Here is a 15,564-nt window from a genome sequence, read left to right on the forward strand (position 1 = left end):
GCAGGTTCGTCCGGACGGTCTCATCGGCCCCGGCGGCCGGGACGTGAGCGAACCGGCGGCCACTTTAAATCCGAATTAATACGGATACCGATCCATCGGAAGTCGCCCATACTGGCTCGAACCGTGCCGCTGCCCGGCACCGACGGCCCAGGCCGGTCTCCCCGCGGGCGAGGAGGCCGGCCCGGGTCCCGCCCACCCGGCGCCACCTGCGGGTGAACGCGCCCGCGCGGCGCGCCGCATCCCCCGGCCGACCAGGGCGGACGGCTACCTTGACAGCCATGACGACGACCGCGCGCCGCACCTCGGTGCTCCGGTCGTTGCCCGCGTTCCTGGCCCTGCTGCTGGCCTTCCTCGCGGCTCCCGCGAGCCCGGCCACCATGGCGCCGGCCGTCCCGAACGCCTCCGTTTCCGCCGCGGCCACGGTCTCCAGCACCGCCGCGACCACCTCCGCCACGCCGGCTCCCGCCGCACCGGCCGAGGTTTCCGCTCCGCCCGCCGAGCCGGTCTCCGGCCACCCCGTCACCGATCGCACGCGCGTGGAACTCGCGCAGCGCTCGGCCGGGGCCGCGGGTTCGCGAGCGCCGCCCCGCACCGCCGCCTGAACCGGCGGGAACGGCCGCTCACCGGCCCTTCCGCCGGTCGCGTGCACGTGCCCGGCCAGCGGAATCCTCAGACGAGCGGAAACGGAAAACTCATGAACATGGTCGCCGAAATGCTGCTGAACGAGCCGGCCCCGGTGGCGATCTGGGGCGCCCTCTGGCTGGCCACCGTGCCGGCCATGGTGGTCCTCGCCAGCCCGGCGAAAGTGCGCAATCCGGGCCGGGCGCTGGCCGACGCGTGGGCGTTTCTGATCGGCCGTCCGGCCCGCCCGCGACCGGCGGCCGAGGCCGCCGAACCGGCCGACTTCTTCGTCACCGACGCGATCACCGCGGCGTTCGCGGCGGACGCGGCCCGCTCCTACGTCACGGTCGCCGCGGAGGAGGGAGCCGCTTTCCGGTACGCCGTTCCGGCCGCTCCCGTTTCCGCCCCTGCCGCCGTTTCCGGGAACGGTGCGACCGCCGTTTCCGGCGCCTCCCCCGTTTCGGATGAGGCCGTTTCCGAGAACCGCACGCCGGTCGTCCCCGCTGTTCTGAATGAGACGATTTCCCCGGATCACACCGTCACCGGATCATCCGTTTCGGAGGTGTCCGGCGCCCGGGCGCTGTCCGGCCGGCACGCGCTCCTCGGCCGGCTCTTCCGGGGTGCCGAGGCCCGCCGCGCGGAGCGCCTGCGGCAGCAGGCCGGCGCGGTCCGCGCGGTCCGGTACGCCGAGGAGGTGCGGGTCGCGGCGGAGCGCGCCGGATACGCCGCGGACCGCTGGCAGGAGCACTGGGAGGCGGCCTCCGAGCGGGTCGACGCGGCGTTCCGGGCCTGGCAGGCGGCCGACTCCCGGGTGCTGCGCAGCCGGCGGGCCGCCGCGTTCGGCACCCCGTGGACCGTGCAGAGCCCGGCCGAGTACGCCGACCGCGAGCGGCACCTGCACCTCGCTGTCCGGGCCGCCGCCGAGCGGGGCGAACTGCCGACCAGCGCGGTCGCCGACGCGCTGACCGGCCGGGGCGGCTGGGACGCCCGGCTGCACCCGGTCGACCAGGAACTGGTCATCCAGCGGGCGAGCGCGGCGCACCTGGAGGCGGTCTGGAAGCGGGCCGTCGAGGCGGAGCGGCTGGCCTGGCGGGACGCGCAGGCCGCCCGGCGCAACTGGCAGAGCCTCTGCCAGGAGGGGATCCTCGCGGCCGCGCAGGCGACCGCGGTCCGGCACCTGCTTCCGGTCGAGCCGGCTGCCGCTCCGGTCGCGGGGTGCGCGGCGCCGGTCGCCCGCGTCGCCTGACAGCAGCAGAATCCAGCCCCCGCCCGGCGGCGCGCCGGGGTGGTGACCGGGAGCGGTCCTGGCGGCGCGGCCGGGCGGTGACCAGGGGCGGTCCTGGCGGCGTACCGAAAGAGGCTCTTGATCGGAAAAGGCCGCGCCCGGCCGGGGGACCGCCGGCCGGGCGCGGGCCGGCTACGGCTTGGTCAGCAAGCAGCCGGACTTGGTCAGGTCGATGGTGCGGGAGCTGGTCAGGCAGGTGGTGAACCAGTACGTCTGCTCGCCGTAGCTCTGCCCCTGGTACGCGTGCGTGGTGCCGTTCGCGTCGACCTCGCACGGGTTGTTCAGGGTGCACATCTCGCCGTCGTCGTTCCCGGTGTTGTTGATGCCGACGATCTGCCCGCTGGTGGCGTCGACGATCGGCGAGCCGGAGGTGCCGTGGATGGTGTCGCAGCCGGCGTTGTAGCGGATCGAGTCGTGCCAGGTCCACTCGTCCTCGCGGAGCGTGCCGACGAAGCTGTCGATCTTGCAGGACCAGATCCGCTTCCAGTAGCTGGACGGGATGCTGATCGTCGCGCCGGCCGTCGGGTGGCTCGCCGAGATGGTCAGCGCGGTCGCGCCGTAGCGGCTGCTGAGGGTGGCGTACGTGCTGCTGAGCCGGTACAGGGTGACGTCGGTGCCGGTCATCGTGGCGTACAGGATCCGGTCCGCGCGGACCGTGCCGAGGGAGCTGCCGCTGCTGCTCAGCAGGGTGCCGGAGCGGCTGCTGCTGCGGTTCTGCAGGACGGTGCCGGACGGTATCAGGCCGCCCTCGTAACAGTGTCCGTTCGTGAGCATCATGGCCCGGTCGGTGCTGACCGACGTGGGGTAACGGACCAGGGCCGCCGAGCAGTTGCTCAGCTTGATGGTGGAGGCCAGGGTGGTCGCCGCCAGGGTTGTGGCGGGTGCCGCGTGGGCCGGAGCGGGGCCGGCCAGAACCGCGGCGGCGGCCGCGACGGCGGCGAGTGCGCTGCGAAGGCGCATGCGAGGGTCGTCCCTTCAGCGGGGTGACGGGACCCGCCGCCGGGTGGGCGGCGATCGTCACCGAGCGGTCAACGGTGCACGTACCCTGGCATTGGTGCAGGTCGATGTCAATGGTCATCGATCTTGACTGGGAACGACCATGAAAAAGCTGTAGCACCCGGATGGGTGCTACAGCTTCCCTCACATCATGCACCTAAGAAGTTCGGAACAACCCTTCCGTCGGTGCGAGCCGATCGGTAGGCTCACGAAGCGATATCGAACTCGCCGTCCTTGGCAGAGTCCACGAAGGCGGTCCACTCCGCCGTCGTGAACAAGAGAGCTGGTCCCATCCGGTTCTTGCTGTCACGGACGGCGATTCCCTCGTCGAGGAACGCAACCTCGACACAGTTGTTGCCGCCGTTGCCGTTGCTGCGACTGCCTTTCCGCCAGACGGCACCGTTGATCTGGTGCGCGAGCAACTCGGCACCTCCCTCCATTGCGATAGCTTCGGGAGTCGCTAAGCGGTGAGCAGACCCTCGATCATCTTGATGGTGGTGCGATGGTCGAGCGCCCTGTTGCTCAATCGCTCGAACTCCTGCCGGTATCGAGCAACCTCAGTCGGCTGCTCCTCGTAATAGTCTCCCGCGAGACCTTCGAGGTAGACAACATCCGAAAGAGTGGTATCCCGAAATTCCAAAAGTGTGGCAGCCCCACCGAGGAACGGATGTTCGCCGGCACCGAACGGCATGATTTGCAGCGATACATTCGACAATTTAGCTATTTCAATCAAATGTTCGAGCTGTGCCTTCATGGTGTCCGCGCCGCCGACCATGCGGCGCACCGCGGCCTCGTCGACGATCGCGGCCAGCTCCAGCGGGCGCTCCCCGGTCAGCCGGGTCTGCCGCGTGAGCCGCAGCGAGATGCGCCGGTCGATGTGCTGCGGCGGGTCATTCGATCGACCGGTACTGATCAGTGCCCGCATGTACGACTCGGTTTGCAGCAGGCCGGGCAGGATGATCGGCTCCCAGGACCGCATCGACGTGGCGGCCGCCTCCAGCCCGACGAAGTTGCCCGGACGCATGATGTCGCGGTAGTCGGTCCACCAGGTCCGCTCCCGGGAGAGCCGGGCCAACTCGACGAGCGCCTCCCGGTACTCCGGGTCCTCGACGTTGTAGAGAGTCAATAGATCTCGGACATCGCGGGGCGTCACCGCGACCCGCGCCGTCTCGATCCGGGTGACCTTGGCGGAGTGCCACTCGAAATGCCGGGACACCTCTTGCTGGGTCAAACGCGCCGCCTCGCGGCAACGCTTGAGCTCCGCGCCGAGTCGCCGGCGACGCAGTGTCGGACCCTCAATATCGGACACCTGTGACTCCCTAATGGTCCCTAGGAAGCTGATGTTACGAGCGTTCCTCACAGTCCAGGTACCCCCATTCATGATCGACAATTGATGATCACGAAACGGGTGTTGAGCAGCAGGGACTGAATAAGAAGTCTAGTACTTCTTGCATTGACCTTGCTGTCGGGGACATGATGCTGCGGACATCGAGTTCTGTCTTGTTTGCTACAAAGGCAAAATGATCATTGGAACTGGCGTCTAAGGGGCGTGGCGCAAGTGTTGGCTGACCAGTACTACCTGATCGCACACGAGGACCGCACCGGTCGGTCCAGGCTGCATCCCCGCGCTACCGGCCTCGGATTGGCTGCCGCATTACTCTCCGAGCTGGTGCTCGAAGGGCGTATCGGCGTCAGCGAGGGCGACCTTTTCATCATTGATCAACGGCCGCCCCGCGATGCGCTCGCGCACGACATTCTTGATCTCCTTTGCGCCCAGTCACAGCACCGCGACGTGCGGACCTGGCTGGCATTCCTCGCGCAGGATTCGGCACTCCGGGTCGCCGAGCGCCTGATGCGCGTCGGCGCCGTCGAGGCGGTCACCCGGCGCCGCATGCTCGGCACCACGCAGACCCTCTACATGCCGAACACCGCCCGCCAGCGCAACGCCGCCGCCTGGGCCTCCACCCGGATCGCCAACATGCTGGTCCGCGGCATGGACCTGAGCGCCGCCGACCGGATGCTGGTCGGCATCGTCGTCGCCACCGGCCTCACCCGGCACGTCATGTACGGGTTCGAGAACTACCCGCACATCTACCACGCGCTGCCCGGGATGATCGCCTCCCTGCCGAACGATCTTCGTGAGCTCGTCGAGTGCACCGAGTCGTCGGTCGGGTCGGCGCTGACGGTGGGACGCCGGTGAGCCGAGGACGGCACCAGCGTCGCCGCGACAACGTCGACCGCTGGGCCGGGACGATGCTGACCGAGCTGCACGCGCGCTCGGCCGGGCCGACCGACATCGTCAGTCAGACCCTGGCCAGCAACCGGCTCGGGGTGCCGTCGGTGGTCTTCTTCGGGGTGGCCGGCGCGGCGCCGCTCACCGTGATCATCGGGGCCATCTCGACGATCTACGCGGTCGTCGGCAACACCGCGCTGCCGCTGGTCTACCTCGTGGTCGCCGCGATCCTGTCGCTGTTCACCGTCGGCTTCGTGGCCATGAGCCGGCACATCGTCAACTCCGGGGCGTTCTACTCCTACATCAGCCACGGGCTGGGCCGGGAGCTCGGCATCTCGGCCGCGCTGGTCGCCCTCGCGGCGTACTCGATGATGCAGGCCGGTCTCTTCGGCCTGTTCGGCGTGGTCGCGTCGAGCGTGCTCGGCGCGGTCGGGCTGAACGCGTCCTGGGTGGCCTGTGCCCTGGTGGCCTGGGCGGTCGTCGCCGTGCTCGGCATGCTCTGGGTGGATTTGAGCGGCCGGGTGCTCGGCGTCCTGCTGATCGCCGAGATCGCCGTGGTGCTCATCTACGACCTGGTGATGGTCGCCAACCCGGCCGACGGCGGAGTCAGCTTCGCCACGTTCAACCCGTCGCAGCTGATGACCCCCGAGGTGGTGGCCATGATGGTGCTCGCCATCGGCGGCTTCACCGGCTTCGAGGCGACGGTGGTGCTCTCCGAGGAGGCGAAGGACCCGAAACGCACGATCACCCGGGCCACCCACATCGCGCTGCTGATCACCGGCCTGATGTGCGCGCTCTCCGCCTGGGCCATGTCGGTCGGCGCCGGCACCGACCGGATCGCGGCCGAGGCCAAGGAGCAGACGACCAACCTGGTCTTCAGCCTGGTCGGCCCGCACGTGCCGGACATCATGATCACCCTCGGCTACGTGCTCTTCATGACCAGTATCTTCGCTGCCCTGCTGGCCTTCCACGCGGCCGTGTCGCGCTATCAGTTCGCCCTGGGCCGGGAGCGGATCCTGCCCAGCCGGTGGGGATACACCCACCCGCGGACCGGCGCGCCGGTGGTCGGCTCGATCACCCAGAGCGTGCTGTCCCTCGGGGTGATCATCGGGTACTGGCTGGCCGGGGCCGACCCGCTGGTCCAGCTCTTCGGTTACCTCACCTCGGTCGGCGGCCTGGGCGTGCTGATCCTGATGTGGGGCACCTCGGCCGCGGTGATCGCGTTCTTCCTGCGGCATCCGCACCGGGAGAACGCGTGGCGCAGCAAGATCTCGCCGATCATCTCGTTCTTCCTGCTCAGCGTCATCCTGTTCGCCACCGTGGTGGGCCTCGGCGACATCCTGGGGCTGGCCGACGACTCGATCTTCAACTGGGCGTTCTCGGCGGGCTACGGCGTGCTGGCCGTGCTCGGCGCGCTCTGGGCGGTCGCGGTGCGGTACTCCCGGCCGGAGGCGTACGCCTCGATCGGGCGCGGCGTGGACAACCGGCCGGTCGTGGACTTCTTCGAACCACCACCGCCGCACTCGCACTCCGTGGCGTTCCAGCATCACCCGCCGTTCGAGCCGGCGCCGTACGAGCAGGCCCCCTATGAGCAGGCGGCCTACGAGCAGCAGTTCGGTCCGTTCCCCCCGTTCGACCAAGTTGGGAAACCGCAATGACCTACGCCATCCAGGAACTCGTGATCCGGCACGTGTCGCCGTTCGACACCGAGGAGATCACCGACCTCGTGGCCGAGGCGATGGGTGACGGCCCGGTCGCCCGCTGGCTGCAGCCCGATCCAGCCCTGCGCAGGCGTACGGCGCCCCGGTACTTCGAGATCTTCGTGGACTACGCCCTCCAGTACGGAGAGGTGTACAGCACCGCCGACGCCGAGGACGGCCGGATGTGCGGGGTGGCGCTCTGGTTCCCGCTCACCTCGATGATCCCGCCGCCGGCCGACTACGACCGGCGGATCAAGGAGGCCACCGAGACCGCGTCCGACCGGGTGCACGTCCTGGACGCGGCGGTCGACGCGCACCACCCGCTGGAGCCCCACCACTACCTGGCTTTCCTGGCCGTGCGGCCGACCCGGCAGAACGAGGGCATCGGCAGCGCGCTGCTCGACCGTCACCACGCCCGGCTGGACCGGGCCGGGCTTCCGGCCTATCTGGAGGCGAACGATCCGCGTAACCGGGATCTTTACCTCCGGCACGGCTACCAGGTCCGGTCCGTGATCCAGCTGCCCGACGGACCGCCCCTGTGGGGCATGTGGAGGGCGCCTATGGCATGAGCCGACAATCAGGCAGCCGTCGGGAATTCGTAGATCCAGAATGACTGCTGGTCCATGCATTCGGCTCGCAGCGCGCCCGAGGACAGTCGGCGCAACATGAGCCGGACGACGCGACCGAAGTTGCGTTGATCGTCGTTGTACCGGCAGTAGTCGATAGCGATCATTCCGTTCCGGTCCGAGGCAGTGCGGTGCATGGCCTCGACCAGTTCGGCGAATGCCCGGGTGTCACGAGAGTCCTTGCCGACTGCGGTGAAGCCGACGTACCAGATCTTCCTCTGCCGATAAAGATCCGGCCAGCGTCGCTCGAAGTATTCGGGGGCGATCAGTGGCATTGCCGAGAGATCGTTGGTGAAGGTGGACAGGCCACACAGCCGGCCACCGTCATCGAGGCACAGATACTTGTCGACCCGCTGGTCGCGCATCACCTCGTCGAACTCCGACTGGTACATCAGGTGTCGTTGTACGGCCAGCGCCCGCAGATCTGTGAAAGCGCCCTCGTACAGTTCCCAGGCGGCCTTGTGCATCTCATCGCTGGGGATTTGATCGACGATCTTCACAAGCATGGCTGCTCCCCTTGCGGGCCCCGTGTGCCTGCCCGCTTCATCGTACTCAAGTTGATCGATGATGGTTGACCAACAGAGTACGTACGGCAATCGGCTCGGGACAATGCGTTCCGGCGATTTGAGTGTGCCACTTTCCAGAAAGGAGGGTCGTTAGCGGAAAAGCATGCAACTTGCGAACTGGCAGGTGACAAGCCGTGTCGAGCCCGCTCGAACCCCCGCTGGAATTGGTTACGGGAAAGGTCAGCATTCCGCGAGTCGGCCTTTTTGCGGAATACACCGAGTACTGTACTTCCGGTACTGGACCTCAAGTCCTCACCGAACAGCCACCTGGCGGGATCCCTTCGACGACGGAGCGGGGCCGGCGCGGCCGGACACCGCGGGCCATCCCACCGAGCGATCAGTCCCCCCGCTCGCCGGATGGCCCGCATCCATGTGCCGACTGATCGGGCCAGAGATCGAACACCTCAGGCGGCGCCGCGCCGGCTGCGGATCAGCGCGACCACCAGGGTGGCGACCGCGGTGGCCAGGCCCAGCCCGAGCAGCAGCAGAACGGCGCCGGCGCCGTAGAGCCCGGTCGCGTCCTCGGCGGCGGCGGTGTACGTCCAGGCGGCGGTGAAGGCCAGGGTCAGGGCGATCGAGACGAACGCCGGCCGCACCCCGGCGACCACCGCCCCGGCGAAGATCGCGAGCAGCGTCACGGCACAGCCGATCACCTGCCACGCCTCATAGGGCCCGCTGACCACCCCGGTGACCGGATCGGTCTGATACTCGTGATCCCAGCCCATCCAGCCGAACCAACTGCCGGCCGCCAGGACCGCCACCGCCACCACGCCGCCGACCTGCACCGATGCCCTGTTCCCCGCCATGGCCGACACTGTATGCGGTGGTGGCTCAGGCGCTGGTGGTGGCCAGGCGCAGGCCGAGGGCGATCAGGACCGCGCCGGTCAGGGCGTCCAGGGTGCGGCGGATCCGGGGGCGGGACAGGACCCGGCGCAGGGCGGCGACCAGGGTGGCGACCGTGGCGAACCAGGCGACGGTGACTAGCACCGCGACCGAGGAGAGCAGCAGGACGTCGGCGGGGCGGCCGTCCATCGGGACGAACTGGGGGAGGACGGCCATGAAGAAGACGCCGCACTTCGGGTTGAAGACGTTGCAGAGCACGCCGTCGCGGTAGGAGACCCAGGGGCGGGCCGCGGCCCGGGGCGTGTCCTCGAACCGCGGGGAGTCGCCGCCGCGGCGGGCGGCGAGCAGAGCGGTGACACCGAGCCAGAGCAGGTAGGCCGCGCCGGCGAGCTTGACCACGGTGAACGCCACCGCGGACGCCTCCAGCAGCGCGGCCACGCCCATCGCGGCGGCCACCGACCAGACGAACACGCCGGTGGCGACACCGAGCCCGGCCACCAGGCCGTGCCACCGTCCGGCCATCATGGACCGCCGGACCACCACCGCGAAGTCCGGTCCCGGCGACGCCGCCGCCAGCGCGATCACCCCGGCGAACGCCGCCACCTGCCCCGCACTCGTCATCCCGGCCTCCCCACCGCCGTCGTCACCCCCCGACTCTGCCAGCTCCGGCCGATCGATGCCGGCCCACCGGAGGCCCGGGGTCGCGCGGTGCCGGGTGGCGGCCGTCCCGGTGCGGCCGGGAGCGCCCGAGATCAGGAGAAGGCCAGGTGCGCGACGGTGACGTCCGGGCTGTCGAAGACGAGGTACAGGTCGTGGGTGCCGCTCACCGGGCCGATCGTGGCGCGCGCCGGGGCGACGGCGAGCCGGTCGGTGACCGGCGGGACCGGGACGGTGGCCAGGACCGGGCCGGTGAACGGGTCGTTCAGGCGCAGGGTGACCGTGCCGGACGGGCCGGCGGCCAGGAGGTCGACCCGGTGCAGGCCACCGTTCAGGTCGACGGTGCGGAAGGCGGCCCAGGCGTCGGCGGAGACGCTGCGCAGGGCCTCGTCGGGGGAGCCGGTGACCGCCACGGGCGTCGTCCCGGCGTACCCGTCATTGTCGATCAACCGCAGGCCCGCGCGGGCCGTGCGGGCCGGGATCTCCTCGCCGCGCACGCGCAGCGTCGCGGTCAGCCGCCAGTCGGTGCTGGACGCGCCCACCGCGACCGTGTGCGCCGCCGTCTCGACCACCCACCGGGACCGGGTGACGTCCCAGAACGCCAGGCCGGCGACGTCCAGGTCGAGGGTGACCCGGGTGCGTTCGCCGGGCGCCAGCCGCACCCGCCGGTATCCGCGCAGGCGGCGCAGCGGCTGCTTGACGCGGGACCGCTGCTGCCGGGTGTAGAGCTGCACCACCTCCTCGCCGGGGCGGTCGCCGGTGTTCACCACGTCGACGCTCACCGCCACGATCCCGTCGGAGTCGGCTGTGGGCGTACCCAAATGCAGGTTTTCGAAGCGGAAACTGGTGTAGCTGAGGCCGTGGCCGAACGGGAACAGCGGGGTGCCGCGGTGGTAGAGGTAGGTGGCGTCGGTGGCGATGATGTCGTAGTCGAGCAGGTCGGGCAGCTCGCTGTCGTCGGCGTACCAGGTCTGGGTGAGCCGGCCGGTGGGCTCGGCGCCGAACAGCACGCCGGCCAGCGCCGCGCCGTGTTCCTGCCCGCCGTGCGCGGACCAGAGGACGGCCGGCAGGTGCTCTTTCGCCCAGCCGATCGCGTAGGGATAGCTGCTGGTCAACACCAGGACGGTACGCGGATTGGCGGCCCGCACCGCGCGCAGCAGCTGGTCCTGCGTGCCGGGCAGGTCCAGGTCCCGCCGGTCGATCGTCTCCCGGCCGCAGACCATCGGGTGGTTGCCCAGCGCCAGCACCACCACGTCGGCGGCGGCGGCCAGCTCGGCGGCCGCCGTCACCCCGTCCACCAGCACGTCCACCGGGAACACGGTGGCCGAGGCGACGTCCTCGGCGGCCGGCCGCACCAGAGCGTCCGGATCGGCCCGCAGGAAGCGCCCGGTCCGCAGGTGACGCAGCGCCACCCCGCCGTCCACCGGGACGAAGGTGAAGGTCTCGTTGACCTCCCAGCCGTTCGGGCCGGGCTGGTCGCAGGTCATCCGGTCGCCGTCGAAGCCGACGAACAGCCCGGTCGCCACCGCACGCAGGGAGATCGTCTCCTGGCCCCAGTCGAGGACGTCGAACGCCGCGCCCGGCCCGTCGGCGGTCCGGAGCGTCCCGTCCGCGACGACCAGACCGCGCAGCGCCACCCGGTCCACCCCCTCGTGGAACAGGACGTCACCCGACGCGGCCCGCAGTGTCGTCCGGTACGGGGGAGTCCCGCTGTACCAGTCCTCGAACACCGCGTCGCCGAGCGGCCCGATCACCGCGATCCGTCCCGCCCGCGCCGGGTCCAGCGGCAGGATCCCGTCGTTGCTGAGCAGCACCACCGAGGCGCGCGCCGCCTCCCGGGCCAGCTCCCGGTGCGCCGCGCAGTCGATCGTCTCGGTGCCGATCGCGCGGTACGGGTCCTCGTCGGGGTTGAACTCGCCGAGCCGGATCCGCACCGACAGGATGTGCCGCACCGCGGCGTCCACGTCGGACTCGGTGATCAGCCCACGCTCCAGCGCCGAGGTGAACCGGGCGATCGTCGGCGCCGAGTCCGGGCCCTCCTCGGTGACGCAGTCGACGCCGGCCCGCAGCGCGGCCGCGAACCCGGCCACGTGGTCATCGGCCCAGTGCTGGTCGCCGCCGATGTTGTGGGTCGCGTACGCGTCACCCACCACCATCACGTCCTCGACCGGCCAGCCGCGCAGCACCTCGTTGATCAGCGGGCTGACGTGCGCCGGCCGCCCGTTGACCAGGTTGTAGGAGGCCATCACGGCGACCGCGGCGCCCGACTCGACGGCGGGGCGGAACGCCGGCAGCTCGTACTCGTGCAGCACCCGCGGCGGCAGGTTGCTGGAGGTCAGGCAGCGGTCGGTCTCGTTGTTGTAGGCCAGGAAGTGCTTCAGTGTCGGTGCGGTGCGCAGCCACTGTGGATGGTCGCCGCGCAGGCCGCCGGCGTACGCCGTGCTCAGCACCCCGGTCAGCCACGGGTCCTCGGCGTACCCCTCCTCGTTGCGCCCCCACCGCGGGTCGCGCAGCAGGTTCACCACCGGCGCCCAGACGTTCAGGCTGACCCGGGGATCGGCGTGGTGCATGGCGCGCACCTCGCTGCCGACCGCCTCGCCGACGCGGCGGAGCAGGTCCGGGTCCCAGCTGCTGGCCAGGCCGACCACCTGGGGGAAGGTCGTGGCGGTGCCGAGCCAGGCGACGCCGTGCAGGCCCTCGGTGCCGGTGCGGAACGCGGCCACGCCGAGCCGCGGGACCGGCGCCTGGTACTGGTGGAGCAGGGCGATCTTCTCGGGCAGGCTGAGCCGGCCGAGCAGGTCGGCGACGCGGGTGGCGAGTTTCTGCTGGGGGTCGCGAAAGACGACGCGAGCGGGGGATTCGGTCATCACACCGTGTTCCTTCGGGGGCCGTGCCCGGTCGTCGAAGCGCTTCGACAAACGGGCGAAGAGATCCACGCGAGTGGTTTCGCGAATGTTTCGGACGGAGTTCCCTGAGGCTCGCACCCCGGTCAGGACTAGGTCAAGGTGCGAGCCGCATCTTCACTCATCGATCGTTATCGGGGAGTCGCCCGATGTCGACCTGATGAAGATGGGACACCGCGCCGCCGAGCGCGGCCGCGTGCAGGCCCAGGGTGGACGCGACGATCGGGGTCGGCGCGTGCCGCTCCAGTTCCCGGGCGGCGGCCGGGGCCAGCCACTCGGCGAGCGTCGCATAGTGATCGCCGAGCACGAACACCTCCGGGCCGATGAGGTTCGCCAGCAGCGCCAGGCCCTGGCCCAGGTAGCCGCCGGCGTGCTCCACGGCCTTGCCGGCGGTCACGTCGCCGGCCCGGGCGCGGACGGCCACCGTCTCCACCGCGGAACCGAGGTCGGTCAGAGCCTCCGGATCGACATCCGGCAGGGCCCGCCGGACCAGCGAGGCGATGCCGGCCCGGTCGGCCAGCGTCGGGGTGCCCGCCGGGCCGAGCACGGAGCGCCCGAGCCGGCCGCCCCGCACCGGGTTGCCGTCGATGATCAGGCCGGCTTCCAGGCCGGCCGCACCCGAGATGTACGCCAGGTCGCGCTGCCCGCCGAGGCGCTGCTCGGCGAGCGCGGCCAGCGTGGCGGAGCCGGCGACCGTGACCACCAGATCCTTGCGCCGCAGCGACCCGGCCACCCGGTCCCGCAGGTCGGCGCCGCTGACCGGCAGGTCGCCGGGCACCGCGAGGGTCAGACCGAGAACATGCCGGCCCTGCTGGCGCACCCGGGACGCGGCACGCTGGGCGAGCGCGACGATCTCGGCCGTGGTGCCGGCGGTCGCCCGGTGCCACAGCAGCAGTTGCGCGCCGGAGTAGTCGACGGCGAGCGCGGTGAGCTGGTCCGGGGCGATCTGCATGCCGATCGACGCGTACGCCGAGCCGTCCAGGGCCAGCACGGTGGCCGGGCGCCCGATCCGGTTCCCGCTCGGGCCGGTCTCGCGCAGCAGCCGGTGCTCGATCAGGTCGCCGGTCAGGCTGGAGACGGTCGCCTTGGTCAGCCCGGTCTCCGCGGCGATCGCGGCCCGCGAGCTGGGGCCGTGCGCACGCAGGTGACGCAGCACCACCGCGAGGTTGGTGGTGCGCACGTCGGCGAAGCCGGCCGGCTGAGGTTCCGCCCGTGTGGTGGTCACGTCAAGCTCCCGATCTCGGCCGGCTGTCCCGGTGAACAATCTTGCCGCATCCCGGCGTGGGTGCGCTCCCACTGTGTCTTGTCGGGTTCCGGAACGTCAGTTAGCTTGTCTTCGATGTACTTAGTTTAGAGCCTAGACAAACTAATGTCATATAGGAAGGCGGGTGCGCCGTGGGCGCGTCTACGAGCAGGCGGACATTCCTCGGCCTGGCCGGCCTCGGCGCGGCCAGCCTGGCGATGGGATGCAGCAAGAAGCCGACCACCGCCGGTGGGGCCACCAACGCCGAGGAGGCCGCCGGCGTGGTGCCGGTGTTCCAGGACTCCGGCCTGGTCAAGCCGGACGTGGCGGGCATCCGCCCGATGGCCGACGGCTACACCAGGTACCCGGCGAGCCTGGTCGACGCGATCACCGGCAAGGCGATCACCTCCGGCAAGCCGGTCAGCGCGGTCACCCCGTGGTGGGGCCCCGCCCCGCCGTCGTCCAACAAGTACGTCGAGGCGGTCGGCGCCGACCTGGGCGGGACGATCACGTTCAGCGTGCAGGACGGCAACACCTACGGCGACAAGCTCAACACCATGCTGGGTGCCCGGGACGTGCCCGAGCTGACCTGCATCCCGGGCTGGGAGATCAACAAGCTGGCCCGGTTCTCGGACGGGGTGCACGTGCTCTTCGAGGACCTGACGCCGTACCTGGCCGGGGACAAGGCGACCGCGTACCCGCTGCTGGCCGGCCTGGACACCGCCGCCTGGAAGGACTCGGTCTGGGGCGGCAAGCTGATGGGCGTCCCGTTCCCCACCGACTCGCCGTACCCGACCGCGCTGTTCATCCGCAAGGACGTCGCCGATCAGCGGGGCATCGCCGCGCCGACCGACCTCGACTCGCTCTACGAGTTCGGCAAGAAGTTCACCAACCCGGACAAGGGCGAGTGGGCGTTCGGCGACATCTTCCAGGAGGTGCTGCAGATCTGCGGCAACCCCGGCTCGCAGAACGGCTGGTTCAAGACCGCCGACGGCAAGGTCATGCACCGCTACGAGACCCCCGAGTACCGGCGCGCCGTCGAGTGGATGGCCCGGATCTACTCCGAGAAACTGATCCATCCCGACCTGGCCGGCAGCAAGGGCGGTGACGTGACGACGCTGTTCAAGGGCGGGAAGATCTTTTCGTACGCGACGGGCCTGGGCTCCTGGAAGGAGACGCAGCGGGAGAAGACCCGCGAGGGCAAGGGCTTCGACATGCAGGCCGTGAAGGTCTTCGGCGCGGACGCGAGCACGCCGCCGGTGCGCTGGCAGGGCACCCCGTCGATCATGTGGACCTTCGTGCGGAAGGGGCTCGGCCAGGACCGGACCCAGGAGTTGCTACGGGTGCTCAACTACACCGCGGCGCCGTTCGGCACCAAGGAGTGGGAGCTGCAGAACTACGGCGTCGAGGGCACCCACTTCACCCGCGACGCGAGCGGCGCCCCGAAGACGAACGAGACCTTCACCAAGGAGTTCGCCAACCAGTTCATCTTCCTCGGCGGCCGCCCCGCCGTGGTGGTCAGCGACCCGGACCTGCCGACCTACGCGCAGGACCTGGTCGGCTGGGGCAACGACGCCACCAAGTACCTGGAGAAGAACCCGTGGGCGGGGATCAAGGTCGAGGTGCCGAGCGCGCAGGCGGCGATCCAGCAGCCCACCGACGACAAGATCACCGACATCCTGCGCGGCCGGCGCCCGCTCGCCGATTACGACAAGGTGATCCAGGAGTGGAAGGCGGCCGGCGGCGACGCGGCCCGCGACTTCTACGCCAAGGTGCTGGCGGACAACGGGCGATGAGCGCGCCGTCCCTGGTGAAGCCGGAGTCCGTGCGGGTCGCGCGGACCGCGGCCAAGCCGCTGACCTTCGGGGCCCGGCTGCGGCGGGACTGGCCG

Annotated in this window: 14 protein-coding genes; 6 read left to right on the forward strand and 8 right to left on the reverse strand. The window is 70.4% G+C overall.

Features of this window, described 5'->3' with window-relative positions; translation table 11 throughout:
- Nucleotides 1–278 precede the first annotated feature (278 nt).
- Together Aiant_RS26785 and Aiant_RS26790 are read left to right on the forward strand one after the other, a co-directional pair.
- On the forward strand, nucleotides 279–602 hold the full coding sequence (locus Aiant_RS26785; protein WP_189329585.1) for a hypothetical protein: 324 nt from the start codon (nucleotides 279–281) through the stop codon (nucleotides 600–602).
- Nucleotides 603–694: 92 nt separating this feature from the next.
- Entirely contained in the window at nucleotides 695–1,867 is a 1,173-nt protein-coding gene (locus tag Aiant_RS26790) for a hypothetical protein (RefSeq protein WP_189329586.1), read from the forward strand.
- 171 nt (nucleotides 1,868–2,038) lie between these two features.
- Here the strand turns inward: Aiant_RS26790 and Aiant_RS26795 are convergent, their stop codons facing one another.
- The 3 genes from Aiant_RS26795 to Aiant_RS26805 form a co-directional block, all read right to left on the reverse strand.
- The gene (locus Aiant_RS26795) at nucleotides 2,039–2,866 is read right to left on the reverse strand and encodes a trypsin-like peptidase domain-containing protein (RefSeq protein WP_189329587.1); all 828 of its coding nucleotides are present in this window, start codon (nucleotides 2,864–2,866) and stop codon (nucleotides 2,039–2,041) included.
- Between the two features lie 242 nt (nucleotides 2,867–3,108).
- Entirely contained in the window at nucleotides 3,109–3,342 is a 234-nt protein-coding gene (locus Aiant_RS26800; RefSeq protein WP_212846524.1) for a DUF397 domain-containing protein, read from the reverse strand.
- A 20-nt stretch (nucleotides 3,343–3,362) separates the two neighbouring features.
- Nucleotides 3,363–4,211 (reverse strand): helix-turn-helix domain-containing protein, encoded by an 849-nt coding sequence (locus tag Aiant_RS26805; RefSeq protein WP_189329588.1) that lies wholly within the window; start codon nucleotides 4,209–4,211, stop codon nucleotides 3,363–3,365.
- A 249-nt stretch (nucleotides 4,212–4,460) separates the two neighbouring features.
- On the opposite strand from Aiant_RS26805, the gene Aiant_RS26810 reads away from it, so the two are divergent.
- Genes Aiant_RS26810 through Aiant_RS26820 form a run of 3 tightly spaced genes read left to right on the forward strand, consistent with a single transcriptional unit; the run spans nucleotide 4,461 to nucleotide 7,404 of the window.
- The gene (locus Aiant_RS26810) at nucleotides 4,461–5,102 is read left to right on the forward strand and encodes a GOLPH3/VPS74 family protein (protein ID WP_189329589.1); all 642 of its coding nucleotides are present in this window, start codon (nucleotides 4,461–4,463) and stop codon (nucleotides 5,100–5,102) included.
- Complete coding sequence (locus Aiant_RS26815) at nucleotides 5,099–6,793, forward strand: APC family permease (protein ID WP_229829903.1); 1,695 nt, start codon at nucleotides 5,099–5,101, stop codon at nucleotides 6,791–6,793. Before Aiant_RS26810 ends, Aiant_RS26815 begins: the two co-directional genes overlap by 4 nt.
- Nucleotides 6,790–7,404 (forward strand): GNAT family N-acetyltransferase, encoded by a 615-nt coding sequence (locus tag Aiant_RS26820; RefSeq protein WP_189329590.1) that lies wholly within the window; start codon nucleotides 6,790–6,792, stop codon nucleotides 7,402–7,404. Before Aiant_RS26815 ends, Aiant_RS26820 begins: the two co-directional genes overlap by 4 nt.
- 8 nt (nucleotides 7,405–7,412) lie before the next feature.
- Here Aiant_RS26820 and Aiant_RS26825 read toward each other — a convergent pair whose 3' ends face one another.
- The 5 genes from Aiant_RS26825 to Aiant_RS26845 form a co-directional block, all read right to left on the reverse strand.
- Complete coding sequence (locus Aiant_RS26825; RefSeq protein ID WP_189329591.1) at nucleotides 7,413–7,967, reverse strand: hypothetical protein; 555 nt, start codon at nucleotides 7,965–7,967, stop codon at nucleotides 7,413–7,415.
- A 464-nt stretch (nucleotides 7,968–8,431) separates the two neighbouring features.
- Complete coding sequence (locus Aiant_RS26830; RefSeq protein ID WP_189329592.1) at nucleotides 8,432–8,833, reverse strand: hypothetical protein; 402 nt, start codon at nucleotides 8,831–8,833, stop codon at nucleotides 8,432–8,434.
- 25 nt (nucleotides 8,834–8,858) lie between these two features.
- Nucleotides 8,859–9,491: a LysE family translocator gene (locus Aiant_RS26835; RefSeq protein ID WP_189329593.1), complete on the reverse strand. Its 633-nt coding sequence runs from the start codon at nucleotides 9,489–9,491 to the stop codon at nucleotides 8,859–8,861.
- 131 nt (nucleotides 9,492–9,622) lie between these two features.
- Nucleotides 9,623–12,394, reverse strand: coding sequence for a glycoside hydrolase family 3 protein (locus tag Aiant_RS26840; protein WP_189329594.1), 2,772 nt, complete (start codon nucleotides 12,392–12,394; stop codon nucleotides 9,623–9,625).
- Nucleotides 12,395–12,551: 157 nt separating this feature from the next.
- Entirely contained in the window at nucleotides 12,552–13,655 is a 1,104-nt protein-coding gene (locus Aiant_RS26845) for an ROK family transcriptional regulator (RefSeq protein ID WP_189329595.1), read from the reverse strand.
- Nucleotides 13,656–13,825: 170 nt separating this feature from the next.
- On the opposite strand from Aiant_RS26845, the gene Aiant_RS26850 reads away from it, so the two are divergent.
- Nucleotides 13,826–15,469, forward strand: a complete 1,644-nt coding sequence (locus Aiant_RS26850; protein ID WP_229829904.1) for an extracellular solute-binding protein — start codon at nucleotides 13,826–13,828, stop codon at nucleotides 15,467–15,469.
- Nucleotides 15,470–15,564 lie beyond the last annotated feature (95 nt).

This window comes from Actinoplanes ianthinogenes (assembly GCF_018324205.1).
Classification (GTDB): Bacteria; Actinomycetota; Actinomycetes; order Mycobacteriales; family Micromonosporaceae; genus Actinoplanes; species Actinoplanes ianthinogenes.